The sequence below is a fragment of the Pseudochelatococcus lubricantis genome, from assembly GCF_011762225.1.
Taxonomy (GTDB): domain Bacteria; phylum Pseudomonadota; class Alphaproteobacteria; order Rhizobiales; family Beijerinckiaceae; genus Pseudochelatococcus; species Pseudochelatococcus lubricantis.
On the sequence record NZ_JAASQI010000005.1, the window covers coordinates 55,484 to 69,084 of the forward strand.

A 13,601-nucleotide genomic window follows, 5' to 3' on the forward strand; every position below is an offset into this window, starting at 1 on the left:
ATCTTGGCGCTCGCCCGCTTCCTTATGCTGCGGGTGGTCCGTAAGCGCCTCTCTTGGCTATAGGTGCAACTTAAGCTTGCCGTCCCGGAATCGTTATTAATTTCAATATGTTATAAAATGTGAAGTTGCGACTTCACTTTTGGGGTGGAAGTAAGCCATTGATTCTACACGATTAAATTAATAATCGTTCAAAATCAATATGTTATAGTATATTCGTTCACAGTCCCCATCTCGCCAAGGCCGCTTCCGCCCCCGTCCGGTCATCCCTGATCCGCAGCACTGTCTGCCGGGTCAATCCGGTCGCCTTTGAAATGGCCGACGCGCCTTCGCCCATCGCCAGCATGTTCACGACGGCCCCGAAGTTCTCCCGGTCATAGCTTGGCTTCTTCCCGCGATACCGTTCTGTATCGCCCTTCCGCGCGTCTATCCCCGCCCTTTGCGCCTCTTTCGTCGCTTCCGCTTGGGCCTGTGCCGTCGCCGCCATAAAGGCGATGAGTGCATCCCGAACGGCCATTTGCATCGGGTCTGCGGTCGCGCCGTCGAATGTCATGTTGTTGATGACCGTCCGAACGATGACGCCCCGGTCCATGAACTGCCGGGTGACTTCCGTCACGTCCCGGTAGTTCCGCCCGAGCCTGTCAACCCACCGGACCACCAGCACGTCGCCGCGCCGCAGGATGTCGAACAGGCGTTTGCCCTGCGGTCTGTCGGCAAGCCGCGTGTTGACGCCCGACACGCCATGATCGGCAACGACGGTATCAATCTTGAACTCGGCTGCTTCGGCCTGTGTGCGCTGATGGTCAAGCGTCTGATCGGCGGTGGAGACGCGGGCATAGAGGATCGTGGACATGGTGCCCTCCGGATGTACGTAAGGATTATGTCCATAGAAATGCATGTCCGCTGATCGAAGTCAATCCTTACGGACAGAATTTTGAGGGCTGATCTATCTGTCCACAGGGGTATACCCTTGCGGACGATTCAATGGTGACAAGCCTGCGCCGGGCGGAGGCGCGGTTCCTCCCGATAGGCACGTATCCACCGGAAAGCTTTCCTCCGGATGCCCTTGCCCGAGTTCAACGCCCTCCTGCCAAGGTGCTCGTGCGGACTCATAGGAGGCCCGCAGGACTCACGGTATGGGCAGGCGCTAGGTAGGTGCAGGCAGGGTGTGGCGAGTCTGTACGGGCTTCCCTGCGCAACTGCGAGTCTATGGCCCCGCCGCCGCCGGCAGGGGGGTAAACTCGCGCCGCGTTTACGATAATGCCGCTTCGGATTTTTCCGACAAAATGTCCGCTGTCGCCGCAGGCGCGGCTTCCGAGGCCGCTACCGTTTCCGGGCGCTCCTCCCGCACCGAGATTGACGGCAGCTTCACCGCCTCCACGCAAGCCCTCATGGCCTCCATGCTGGCCCTTCCGGGATAAAGGCCCATCGTCATGGGCAACGGCATGTCGTCCTTAGAGTGTCCCACCACGTCCGCTATGGTCCAGCTATCGAAGCCGTTCGCGCCCCGCTGGAGGGCCTGCACGGCCTTCGCAATGAACCAGCGCCGCCACGAATGGAAGTCGATACGGGACTGTCGGGCACCGGGGAGCATGTCATCCACGCCTAGCTTCCTGCGGATGCGGGTGAAGGCTTGTGACGCTGGCGCTCCCTTGCCGCGCATAGTTATGCCGTCTTCGTCGGGCTTCTGGTCCGGTAGCTCATGGAAGACGTAGGCGTCCGGTGTCTTGCCTTGGATACGTGCTGCCATGACTTCCCGAAGGCCGGAGTGCAAGGCGGTGCGCCGTCCTGCGTTCTCCGTCTTCTCTCCGGGAATGTAGACCTCCATCTTGTCGAGGTCGACATGCCGGACGCGGAGGGTCGCAATCTCGCCTATGCGAGCACCTTCAAGGGCCGCGAAGGTGGACATATCGGGGAGGGCTTCCCCGGCCCCTGTCGGCGGGTCCTGCCGGAGACCATTCAAGAGGATGGTGACTTCCTTGTCCGTGAAGGGGCGCTTGTTCCCTTGGCCGTCCTCGGGCTTCGCATGGCCGGTCTGCTCCTTCGCCACACGCTGCCCTTGCCACGGATTGGCCTGTAAGCCTTGGGGGAGATGCCCCCGGTCCATGAGCCATGACCAATAGGCAGACAGGCTCCCAAGGTCCTTGTTCGCGGTCCCGGCATTGGTCCCCGCCTTGATGAAGGTGGCCTTGTAGTCCCCGGCAACCTTCCGAGTGACCGCTTCAATGGCACTGATGGGAGCGGGGAGGCCGGACGCCCATGCGGTAAAGCTACGGACAGCCTTATCCCGTGCCTGCCGTGTCCTGCCTGCAAACCGGCTCTCCGCGAACCAGTCAGGGAGGAGGGACAAGATAGGCGTTGCCTTGCCTTGGGCAATGTCCGCGAATGTCTTTGCTGCCCGGAAGCCTCGCGCCTCTTCGATCTCTTCCGCACGGTCTGTCAGAAGGGACGACATGGCGGCCGACTGGTTGTCGTCGGCACGGGGGTCATTCAGGGCCTCCCGCCACTGCATCGCTTCGGCAACCAGCGGGTCCCCCTTCGTGCCCTTCCGGGCTTCGACAAGGCGATGCTTGAGGTCCGCGATGACACGCCACTTGATCGCCTCGGCGGTCTTCGGGCTGTCCGTGTGCAGGGACTGTTTCAGCTTCGTGGCCCCAAGGGCGGCTTGAAGGTCCTTCGGGACGTGGATGACAACGCGGATGGTGCCGCCGTTCCATTCAAGGTAACGGCCAAGGGCAGGACGGGACATGTCGACAGGGGTCTCATATTCGTGAAAGTCCTGCCAACGTACCTTGAAAACGTACCTGTCGTCAACCCATAGCGCCGTTGAATACAAGGCAGAAAACGGCTTTTCGGACGGCTGGAATCTGCTCCCCTTGGGCGCGCCATTTGAGCGCTTATATTCAAAGCGTCAATTTCCAGAATAAATCCCGGCCGATTTCCCTGATGTGCGCCTTGAAACGCATCTGTAGCGCCGCTGCACTTCAGCATCTGGGGCGAAAACCTGTAACGGCCGGTCGGAATGAATATCTGCTGGAACGGACCGCTTGCCCTCGAAGCTCCCACAAGGAATGCTCCCGGATTCGGGGCCCAATGCATGCACTTTTGAGGAGGGCCCGGATGTCCCCCTCACGGGTCGGTCTGATTTGCATGGCCGGTCTCTCCCTACGGGGAGATAATCAATGACGGAGATGGGGCCGGATCAAGCGGATGCCGAGGTATCGTTGCGTTGACCCGCAATATAGGGTATACCCCTATAGTATGTCGCACACGACGAAAAACAAAACGAAGCTTCTCGCCCGCGTCCGCCGTCTCAAAGGTCAGATCGAGGCGATAGAACGATCCCTTGAGGCGGAGGTGCCCTGTGGGGAGATCCTGAACCTTGTCGCTTCGGTTCGCGGCGCGGTCACCGGCCTGACGGCCGAACTGATCGAAGATCATATTCGCGAACACGTCTCCAACCCTGACAAGGACGAAGACGTAGCCCGCGCTCAAGGTGCCGCCGAGTTGATCGACGTTATCAGGACATACTTGAAATGACCGACACAGCCGTCCGTTTCGCCAGCCCGCACGAGCATGTCTTTCTTGGCCAGGATCACGAGCGCAACGAAAAACGCACCTGGCTCGTTATCGCCACCACCGCAACGATGATGGTCGTGGAGATCGTTGCCGGAACGATTTACGGCTCCATGGCTCTGGTCGCAGATGGCTGGCATATGTCCACCCATGCGGCGGCAATGTTGATTGCTGCGTTGGCCTATCTTTATGCCCGCCGGAATGCGCGAAATCCGCGTTTTACCTTCGGCACCGGCAAGCTGGGCGACCTTGCGGGCTTTGCGAGCGCTGTGGTTCTGGCTCTGATTGCCCTGCTGATCGGCTGGGAAAGCCTGATGCGGCTTTACAGCCCGGTGGCGATCAGCTTTTCGCAGGCTATCACCGTCGCTGTGATCGGGCTGGCGGTGAATCTCGTCTGTGCATGGCTGTTGCATGGCGATAATGCTCATCACCATGACCACCATCACGGTGCTGCTCACGATCACAACCACGGCCACCATGCTCACGACAACAACCTGCGCGCTGCCTATCTGCATGTTCTGGCGGACGCGCTGACCTCGGTTCTGGCTATCGCGGCGCTTGTTCTGGGAGGCCTTTACGGCTGGAACTGGATGGACCCGCTCATGGGTGTCGTCGGCGGTCTCGTCATCGCCCGCTGGTCATGGGGGCTTATCCGCGACACGGGCCGGGTTCTGCTGGATTACGTTCCGACTGGCGAAAATCTGCCGCAGAAAATCCGCGACGTTATCGAACAGGGCGGGGACGAGATCACCGATCTGCATGTATGGCAGCTCGGCCCCGGCCATCATGGAGCCATCATCTCGATCCGTTCCGCAACCCCGATGGAGCCATTGGTCTACCGCAGCAAGCTGGCCCATTTTCATGGCCTGTCGCATGTCACCATAGAGGTCGAAAATGGGGCCTGACGGGCTGCCCGATATGCCCGCAGCCGGATCGAAGCGCTGAAAGATACAAGCGCCGGGAAAATCGGAAGGCGCGCTGGTGGCAACTCCGGGGGCGCTTGCAAGTGGCCGTCCGCTGGTTCATCCTCTGCCGCGTCGTCCCTGCAGCCTGATCCCGCAGCCGTGGAGCGCGCCGATGTCGATTCCGTCCCTGTTTCGCCGGCTGGTGCTGCCGGCCGCACTCGCTCTTGGCATGCTGCCAGGTCTGGCGGTTGCGCAAGGCGCCTTTCAGCGCAACGATCTGGCGAGCAACGTGGTGCGCTTCGATGCCACGCTGAAGCGAGAAGCCGCGCAGGCCGATCTGTCGCGGCCCGTTGCGCAGTTGCGCAAGGACATTGCCGAGGCGACAGCGAGGGGCGATGCGAAGCGGGCGCTGGCGCTGACGAGCGCGCTGCTGCTGCGCGAGCCGGGCAATTTTCAGGACTGGCTGAGCTACGCGCGCCTTGCCTCCACGTTCGAGACGGATGACTACAGTCTGCGCATGCGCTGGCTCGACAGGGCGCAGACCGCGGCCTACGCCGGTTTCCAGCGCGCCGCGAAGCCCGCTGACAAGGCCGCCGCGCTCGTGACGCTGGGCGAGGCGCAGGTGCGCGCGACGCTCTTCCGGCAGGCGATCGACAGCTACAGGGCGGCGCTCGCGCTGCACGATACCGCGCCGGTGCGCGCGGCCTATGAGGAATTGCGCGCCCGCTACGGCTTTCGAATCACCGGCAACCGCGTGGATTCCGATGCGCTGACGCCGCGCGCTTGTTTCCAGTTTTCCGAGCCCGTGGCGAAGGGTGTGGACTTCGCTCCCTTCGTCGCGGTCGCGGGCGCGGCTAACGCCGCCGTCACGGGCGAGGAATCGCAGGTTTGCGTCGATGGGCTGAAGCACGGCGAGCGCTACGCCATCGTGCTGCGGCAGGGCCTGCCGGCGGCTTCCGGCGACACGCTGCTGCGCAGCGCCGACTATGAAATATACGTGCGCGACCGTGCGCCGTCCGTCCGCTTCACTGGCCGCAACTATGTGCTGCCCTCGACCGGGCAGGAGGGCATCCCGCTCGTTTCCGTCAACACGGCCGCAGCCGAGATCGATGTTTTCCGCGTTGGCGACCGCAATCTGATCGCGACGATTCGCGAGGGCGGCTTCCTCGACCAGCTTGGCCGCTGGGTGATCGACGCGCTGCGGGCGGAGCGCGGCGAGAAGGTGTGGAGCGGCACGCTCGAAACCCGCTCAAGCCTCAACAAGGACGAGATCACCGCTTTTCCGGTGCATGAGGCAATCGGCAAAGCCCTGTCGCCGGGCGTCTATGTGCTGACGGCGCGGCCGGGCGGCGGCCCGCCGGCGGACGAGGACTACAGCCAGCGTGCGACGCAGTGGTTCGTGGTGTCCGACATCGGCCTCACCGCGCTGACGAACGAGGGCGGCCTGCGTGTGCTGGCACGCTCGCTGGCTTCCGCCGGGCCTGCTGCGGGCGTAGACCTGCGGCTCGTCGCCCGCAACAACGAGGTGCTGGCGACGGCTCGCACCGACGCGCAGGGCGAGGCGACATTCGCCGCCGGCCTGACGCGCGGGCAGGGCGGCACGCGCCCCGGCCTGCTGGTGGCGACGACGGAGGCGGGCGACTACAACTTCCTCGATCTCGAACAGGCGCCTTTCGATCTCACCGACAGGGGCGTCGCCGGCCGGTCCGCGCCCGGCCCGCTTGACGGGCAGGTGTTCACGGAGCGCGGCGTCTATCGCACGGGCGAGACGGTCCATGTCACTGCGCTGCTGCGCGATGCAACCGGCAATGCCGCCGGCGGCCTGCCGCTGACGCTCGTCGCCCGCCGGCCGGACGGTGTGGAATACCGGCGCGCGCCTGTCGACGATCAGGGGCTCGGCGGGCGCGCGTGGTCCCTGCCGCTGCTCGCCGGCGCGGCGCACGGCACCTGGCGCGTGCAGGCCTATGTCGACCCGAAGGGCGAGCCGGTCGGCGAGACGACCTTTCTGGTGGAGGACTATGTTCCCGAACGCATCGAGCTGAAGCTGGCGCCGCAGGCGCCTGTGCTCGACTGGGGCGCGGTCGCGGAAATCGCGGTCGACGCACAATATTTATATGGCGCGCCTGCCGCCGGGCTCGATGTGAGCGGCGACGTGGTTGTGCAGCAGGCTGGCGGCACGGCCATCCCCGGACTGGAGGGTTATCGGGTCGGCATCGACGACGAGGCTTTCGAGAGCGTGTCGCTGGAAGTCGCATCCGGCGCCGTGACCGATACGCAGGGCAGGGCGAAACTTGCCGTGCCTGTGCCGGATGTCGCGGCGCAACGGCCTGTCGAGGCGCGGATCGCGCTGCGCGTCGCGGAGGCGGGCGGCCGGGCGGTGGAGCGCTCGGTGACCCTGCCGATCCTGCCCGCCGGTCCGGTTATCGGCGTGCGCCCGCTGTTCGACAACCTGACGGAAGGCGCACAGGCGCGCTTCGACGTGGTGGCGGCAACGCCGCAGGGGGCACGGCAGGCGGCCAAGGTGCACTGGACGCTGTCGCGGGTGGAGCAGCGCTTCCAGTGGTTCAACCAGGGCGGGCAGTGGTCGTTCGAGACCGTCACGACGACGCGCCGCGTGCAGGACGGCACGCTCGATCTTTCGACACAGGAACCGGGTCAGATTGCCGTGCCTGTCGAGTGGGGCCGCTACCGGCTCGATGTCGCGGCGGTCGACGGTTCGGTGCAGCCCGTGAGCGTGAGCTTCGCCTCGGGCTACAGCGGCACGGCGAGCGCGAATACGCCCGACCGGCTGGACCTCGTGCTCGACAAGGCGGCCTATGCGGCGGGCGAGGAACTCGCGGTGACGCTGAAGCCGCGCTTCACCGGCAAGGTAACGCTGCTTGTCGCCAGCGACCGCATCCATGAGGAGCGCGTCGTCGACGTCACGCCGGAGGGCGCGACGGTCACGCTGCCGGTGAAGGCGGAATGGGGGCCGGGCGCTTATGTGGTGGCGCTGGCGCATCGCCCGCTCGATGTCGCCGCGCGGCGACAACCCGGCCGGGCGCTGGGGCTCTCGTGGTTCTCGGTCGACCGTGCGGCGCGCACGCTCGGCGTCGACCTCGGCGGGCCGCGCACCGTCGCGCCGCGCGCGCCGCTGTCCGTGCCGGTGAAGGTGAGTGGCCTGCAGCCGGGCGAGGAGGCTTATGTGGCGGTGGCGGCGGTCGATGCCGGCATCCTCAACCTCACCCGCTATGAACCGCCGCAGCCCGACGAGTATTTCTTCGGCCAGCGGCAGCTCGGCACCGATATCCGCGACGTCTACGGCTTCCTGATCGACGGCATGCAGGGCACGCGCGGCGCGATCCGCTCGGGCGGCGACGCCGGGGCGCCGCCACTGGAAGGCGCGCCGCCGTCGCAGGAGCCGCTGGCGCTTTACACGGGCGTCGTGAAGGTGGGCGCGGACGGGACGGCGCCGGTCGATTTCGAGATCCCCGCCTTCAACGGCACGGTGCGGGTGTTCGCGGTCGCGTGGTCGAAGGAGCGTGTCGGCCAGGCGAGCGTCGATGTGGTGGTGCGCGATCCCGTGGTTGTTTCCGCCAGCCTGCCGCGCTTCCTCAATGCCGGCGATTCGTCGCTGCTGTTCCTCGCTGTCGACAACGTTTCCGGCGAAGCGGGGGACTACCGCCTGTCGCTCGCGGTCGATGGGCCGCTCACGGCGGACGCGCGGGTGCTGGAGCCCGCGATCCGGCTCGATCAGGGCGGCAGCGAAGGCTTCGCGATTCCGGTCAAGGCGACGGGCGTCGGGCAGGCGTCGGTGACGGCGACGATCGCCGGTCCGGGCATCGAGGCGTCGCAGACGCTGCGGCTCGGCATCGGTGCGGGCACGCGGCCGCTGACCCGCCGCACGGTGCATCCGCTCGCACCCGGCGCCAGCGTGAGCCTGTCCGGCGACCTGCTCGCGGATATCCAGCCGGGAACGGGCGTCGTCTCGTTGTCGGTCACGCCGCTTGCGGCGCTCGACGTACCGGCGCTGCTTGGCGCGCTCGACCGTTTTCCCTACGGCTGCACGGAGCAGACGGTGAGCCGTGCGCTGCCGCTGCTCTACGCGAATACGCTCGCCGCGCTCAACGCGCTGCCGCCCGACACAGATGCCGACAGGCGTGTCAACGAGGCAATCGCGCGGGTGCTGTCTCGGCAGGATGCCAGCGGTTCCTTCGGCCTCTGGTCCGTGGGCGGCGACGATTTGTGGCTTGATGCCTTCGTTGCCGATTTCCTCACGCGGGCGCGCGAGCGCTCGTTCGATGTGCCGCAGCGCGCGTTCACGCAGACGCTGGACCGGCTGCGCAATGCCGTCGTCAACAGCGCCGACTTCCCGGACGGCGAGGGCGAGGCGCTGGCCTACGCGGCTTACGTGCTGGCGCGCAACGGGCGGCCGGTCATCGGTGACCTGCGCTATTTCGCGGACGTACGCCTCGCCTCCTTCGGCTCGCCGCTGGCGCAGGCGCAGGTGGGGTCGGCGCTTGCGCTGCTCGGCGACCGCACGCGCGCCGACCGCGTGATTGGACAGGCGGTTGACGCACTGGCTGGCGCGAAGGACGACGAGCGTGGCCGCGCCGACTACGGCTCGGTACTGCGCGATGCGGCCGGGGTGCTGGCGCTCGTCGGCGAGACGGGCGCGGGGCGCGCTCATCTCGCCGCGCTCGGCCAGGCGGTCGAGCGGGCGCGCGACGGGCGCCGCTACACCAGCACGCAGGAAAACACGTGGCTGGTGCTGGCGGCCGCGAGCCTCGCGGAGGAAGCCAAGAACCTCTCGCTCACCGTCAACGGCGCGGAGCACAGGGGGCCGTTTTTCCGCACCGTCGCCGGCTTCGATCTCGCGGCTGGCGCGGTGAAGGTGACGAACGGCGGAGATGCGCCCGTGCAGGCGGTGATCGGCGTCGCTGGCAACCCCACGGCGCGCGAGCCGGCGCTGGCGCAGGGCTATACCGTCGAACGCTCCTACTTCCGTCTTGACGGCAAGGCCGCCGATCCGACGAAGGTGGCGCAGAACGAGCGGCTCGTGACCGTGCTGAAGGTGACGGAACGCGATGCGCGTCAGGCGCAGGTGCTATTGGCGGACTTCCTGCCGGCGGGGTTCGAGATTGACAGCCCGCGCCTCGTTGACAGCGCCGATCTGGCCGGCCTGCCGTGGCTGACGCGGGACGTGGAGCCGACCCATGTCGAGTACCGAGACGACCGTTTCGTCGCTTCCTTCGCCCGGGAGGCCGACCAGCCGGCGTTCTTCTCCGTCGCCTATATCGTGCGGGCGGTGTCGCCCGGCCAATACGTGCATCCGCCGGCGGTTGTCGAGGACCTCTACCGGCCTGAACGCTTCGGCCGCACGGGTTACGGCACGGTCGAGGTAACTGGCGCCAGGGTGACGGACGCCAAGGGGGCGCCGTGATCCGCAGGCTGGCCGCGACCGCGGGGGCGGTCGCGCTTGTCGCCGCGCTGCTGGCGGGCGGGGCGCTCTGGCGGTTCGCGGCGAGCCTGCCGCCGCTCGATCTTGCGGCCGCCCGGCAGTATTCCACTGTCGTGCTCGACCGGCACGGCGCGGTGCTGCGTGCCTTCACCTTCGACGATGGCCGCTGGCGGCTTCCCGCGACGGTGGCGGATGTCGATCCGCGCTTTCTCGATCTGCTGATGGCCTACGAGGACCGGCGCTTTCGCCGCCACCACGGCGTCGATCCGCTGGCGACGTCGCGCGCGGCCATACAGATGCTGGCGACCGGCCGCATCGTCTCCGGCGGTTCGACGCTCACCATGCAGGTGGCGCGGCTGATGGAGCCGCGCACGGAACGCACGATGGCCGCCAAGCTGCGGCAGGCCGTGCGGGCCATTGAGCTGGAGCGGCATTTCTCGAAGGACGGGATTCTGGCGTTCTATCTCGGCCTCGCGCCCTACGGCGGTAATCTGGAGGGCGTGCGCGCGGCGAGCCTCGCCTATTTCGGCAAGGAGCCGCGCCGCCTGTCCGTCGCCGAGGCCGCGCTGCTCGTCGCGCTGCCGCAATCGCCGGAAGCGCGCCGGCCGGACCGCTTTCCCGGGCAGGCCCGCGCGGCGCGCGGGCGTGTCCTGAAGCGCGCTTTCGAGCGCGGCCTGATTGGCGCGGCCGAGATGGAGGCGGCGCTCGCCGCGCCCGTGCCCACGGCGCGGCGCAGTTTTCCGATGCTCGCGGCCCATGTGGCGCAGGCCGAACGCGCCGCGAATCCCGAGGCCGGCACCCTGCGCCTCACCATCGATGCGGGCCTGCAAGCGGGTCTTGAAACGCTGGCACGGGAGGCGGCGCGACGCATCGGGCCGCAAATCTCGGCGGCCATCGTCGCCGTCGACAACTCCACCGGCGAGGTGCTGGCACACGTCGGCGCGGCGGATATCATGGCGTCCGAGCGGGCGGGGTGGGTGGATGCGGCGAAGGCCGTGCGCTCACCCGGATCGGCGCTGAAGCCGTTCATCTACGCCCTGGCGTTCGAGGCGGGCCTCGCACATCCAGAGACGGTTCTCGAAGACAGGCCAACACGCTATGGCCTCTATGCGCCGGAGAACTTCGACCAGACGTTTCAGGGCACGGTCACGGCGCGCAAGGCGCTGCAACTGTCGCTCAACGTGCCGGCGGTCGCGCTGCTCGCCGAGGTCGGCCCGGCGCATCTGCTGGCGCGGCTGCGGGCGGCCGGTGTCGCCGTGGAACTGCCGAAGGACGGCGGCGAGCCAGGGCTCGCCATCGCGCTCGGCGGCCTCGGCATCCGCCTGACGGATCTCGCCCGGGCCTATGCCGGGCTGGCGCGCGGCGGCAAGGTGCCGGCCCTGCGCTACCGGCTCGACAGCGAGATACCGGCGGCGGCGGAACCGGCGTTCGTGCAGCCGGTAGCGGCCTGGTATGTCGCTGATATCCTGCGCGGCGCGCCTGCGCCGCACAATGCGCCGGCGGGACGCATCGCCTACAAGACGGGCACGTCCTATGGCTATCGCGACGCGGTGGCGGCCGGCTTCGACCGCAACACGACGATTGCCGTGTGGCTAGGCCGTCCCGATGGCGGGGCGGTGCCGGGTCTGCTCGCGCGCCATACGGCGGCCCCCTTGCTGTTCGAGGCTTTCGCCCGCCTTGGGCGCGACTCGCTGCCGGTCATCGTCCCCGAAGGCCGGCTGACGGCGACGAGCGCGACCCTGCCGCCGCCACTACGGCATCTGCGCCGCGACGCGCCGCGCAACCTCATGGCCACGATCAGCGCACCGCTGCGGATCGCCTTTCCGCCGGATGGCGCGCTGATCGATCTGGGGCTGGAACAGGAGGGGGGGCAGGAGGCCGTGTTGCAGGAACTCGCGCTGAAGGCCTCCGGCGGCATACCGCCCCTCACCTGGATGGTCAACGGCCGGCCGGTGGAGCAGGGGGCGCTCCGGCGGGAGACGCGCTGGCGGCCGGACGGCGAGGGCTTCGCGTGGCTATCCGTGATCGATGCGCGCGGCAGCACGGACAACGTCACCGTGCGCATCCGGTGAAGGCGGGAAAGCAGCCCCGCGCTCCGGTCAGCCAAAGGCGTTGGCGATGATGAAGAGCGCGGTCTTCAGCAGGCCGTAGAGCACGCCGCCGACGACGACGAGCGACACGATGGTCGCCACCACGCCGAGCAGCACCCACACGCCGTCTCGACCCAGAATGCCGAGCGAGAACAGGCAGATGGCGAGCGCGGGGAGCATGTTGCCGAGCGGAATGGGCAGCAGCAGGATGACGGACAGCAGAAAGCAGACCGCGCCGATGAAATATTCCATCGGCGGCGTGGCGAGGTGCAGCAGGCGCGGACGCAGCAGGCGCTCCGCCCGCGCGAGCCACGGCACGGCGCGTTCCGTCATGGCGGCGAAATCCCGGCGGGCCATGGAGCGGGCGGCGATGACCTGCGGCAGCCACGGCTTGCGGCCGATCATCATCTGCGCGGTCAGGAAGACGAGCGGGGCGGCGAGAATGGCCGATGTGCCCGGCGGGGTAGGCAGGATGTTGGGGAAGGCGAAAATGAACATCAGCGCGCCGAATGCGCGGTCGTGCATGGTGTCGAGCAGGTCGCCGACCGAGATGCGCTCGCGGCTGGTGTCGCGCGCAAGGGAGCGCAGGATGGCCCACAGCCTGCGGCCGGGCGGCCGGCGGCGGATCCTCGGAAGCAGCCGCGAACCGGGGGTAGCGCCGGAATAGGACAATTTCTCACCTCCCGAAACGCCTTCTGAACCGGGCGCGTTATCATCCGACCCTGCCGATGGCGTTCCTGATGTGATGGAGCGCCATCGGGTCATATTCAAGACGGACCTTGCGAATTGGTCCAATTCGCAAGGCACCCATGCGTGATGCTTATTCCTCGCGCTGGCCCGTGAGGGACAGCAGCAACTGGAACATGTTGATGAAGTTCAAGTAAAGCGAGAACGCGCCGAAAATTGCAAGCTTCTGCTGCGACTCGGACGAGAAATTCTCGGCATACTGCTCCTTGATCGTCTGCGTGTCCCACGCCGTCAGGCCGACGAACACCAGCACGCCGATGACGGAAACGGCGAACTGCAGCATCGTCGATCCGATGAACAGGTTGATGAGGCTCGCGATGACGACGCCGATCAGGCCCATGATGAGGAACGAGCCGAACTGCGACAGGTCGCGCTTCGTCGTGTAGCCGTAAAGGCTCGTCGCGCCGAACATCGCCGCCGTGATGAAGAACGTGCGCGCGATGCTCGTGCCGGTGAACACGAGGAAAATCGAGGCGAGCGACAGGCCCATCACCGCGCAGAACGACCAGAACAGCGCCTGCGCGCCGCCGGCGGAGATCTTGTTGATGCGGAACGAGAAGAACAGCACGAAGGCGAGCGGCGCCAGCATCACCACCCACTTGAGCGGCGTGGAGAAGATCGGTACGTAAAGAGCGGGCGTCGTGCCGACGACGAAGGCGACGACGCCGGTGAGCACGAGGCCGAGCGCCATGTAGTTATAGATGCGCAGCATATGCTGGCGCAGGCCCTCGTTGAAGGCGGCGCGGTCGAGACCGCGGCTGGTCGTCTGCCAGCCGAAGCCGGAATGCGGATTGGTCATCGGTCTAACTCCGGGTAGGAAAATCGTTGTTGCCATAAACGTGGTTG

8 protein-coding genes are annotated in these 13,601 nt (G+C 66.7%); 4 read left to right on the forward strand and 4 right to left on the reverse strand.

The genetic code is table 11. The features are described 5' to 3' along the window. Window positions 1-217 precede the first annotated feature (217 nt). Window positions 218-850: a recombinase family protein gene (locus FHS82_RS11450; protein ID WP_166952779.1), complete on the reverse strand. Its 633-nt coding sequence runs from the start codon at window positions 848-850 to the stop codon at window positions 218-220. Between the two features lie 399 nt (window positions 851-1,249). After that, window positions 1,250-2,746: a site-specific integrase gene (locus FHS82_RS11455; protein WP_166952782.1), complete on the reverse strand. Its 1,497-nt coding sequence runs from the start codon at window positions 2,744-2,746 to the stop codon at window positions 1,250-1,252. Between the two features lie 512 nt (window positions 2,747-3,258). Between FHS82_RS11455 and FHS82_RS11460 the strand changes: the two genes are divergently transcribed. The 4 genes from FHS82_RS11460 to pbpC all read left to right on the forward strand — a co-directional run bounded on the left by FHS82_RS11460 (window position 3,259) and on the right by pbpC (window position 11,990). After that, window positions 3,259-3,537 carry a metal/formaldehyde-sensitive transcriptional repressor gene (locus FHS82_RS11460; protein ID WP_166952784.1) on the forward strand — a complete coding sequence of 93 codons (279 nt, stop codon included), beginning with the start codon at window positions 3,259-3,261 and terminating at the stop codon, window positions 3,535-3,537. Continuing rightward, the gene (dmeF, locus tag FHS82_RS11465) at window positions 3,534-4,478 is read left to right on the forward strand and encodes a CDF family Co(II)/Ni(II) efflux transporter DmeF (protein ID WP_166952787.1); all 945 of its coding nucleotides are present in this window, start codon (window positions 3,534-3,536) and stop codon (window positions 4,476-4,478) included. Before FHS82_RS11460 ends, dmeF begins: the two co-directional genes overlap by 4 nt. A 172-nt stretch (window positions 4,479-4,650) precedes the next feature. Then, window positions 4,651-9,900, forward strand: coding sequence for an alpha-2-macroglobulin family protein (locus FHS82_RS11470; protein WP_166952790.1), 5,250 nt, complete (start codon window positions 4,651-4,653; stop codon window positions 9,898-9,900). Beyond that, window positions 9,897-11,990: a penicillin-binding protein 1C gene (pbpC, locus tag FHS82_RS11475; protein ID WP_166952793.1), complete on the forward strand. Its 2,094-nt coding sequence runs from the start codon at window positions 9,897-9,899 to the stop codon at window positions 11,988-11,990. Before FHS82_RS11470 ends, pbpC begins: the two co-directional genes overlap by 4 nt. A 27-nt stretch (window positions 11,991-12,017) precedes the next feature. Here pbpC and FHS82_RS11480 read toward each other — a convergent pair whose 3' ends face one another. Together FHS82_RS11480 and FHS82_RS11485 are read right to left on the reverse strand one after the other, a co-directional pair. After that, window positions 12,018-12,680, reverse strand: coding sequence for an exopolysaccharide biosynthesis protein (locus FHS82_RS11480; RefSeq protein ID WP_246225310.1), 663 nt, complete (start codon window positions 12,678-12,680; stop codon window positions 12,018-12,020). Window positions 12,681-12,828: 148 nt separating this feature from the next. Next, window positions 12,829-13,554 (reverse strand): Bax inhibitor-1/YccA family protein, encoded by a 726-nt coding sequence (locus tag FHS82_RS11485; RefSeq protein WP_166952799.1) that lies wholly within the window; start codon window positions 13,552-13,554, stop codon window positions 12,829-12,831. Between the last annotated feature and the right edge of the window lie 47 nt (window positions 13,555-13,601).

Bases quoted from the DNA above. Each gene is read 5' to 3' on its own strand.
- FHS82_RS11450 (WP_166952779.1), bottom strand. From the start codon at position 850: ATGTCCACGATCCTCTATGCCCGCGTCTCCACCGCCGATCAGACGCTT.
- FHS82_RS11455 (WP_166952782.1), bottom strand. From the start codon at position 2,746: ATGTCCCGTCCTGCCCTTGGCCGTTACCTTGAATGGAACGGCGGCACC.
- FHS82_RS11460 (WP_166952784.1), top strand. From the start codon at position 3,259: ATGTCGCACACGACGAAAAACAAAACGAAGCTTCTCGCCCGCGTCCGC.
- dmeF (WP_166952787.1), top strand. From the start codon at position 3,534: ATGACCGACACAGCCGTCCGTTTCGCCAGCCCGCACGAGCATGTCTTT.
- FHS82_RS11470 (WP_166952790.1), top strand. From the start codon at position 4,651: ATGTCGATTCCGTCCCTGTTTCGCCGGCTGGTGCTGCCGGCCGCACTC.
- FHS82_RS11485 (WP_166952799.1), bottom strand. From the start codon at position 13,554: ATGACCAATCCGCATTCCGGCTTCGGCTGGCAGACGACCAGCCGCGGT.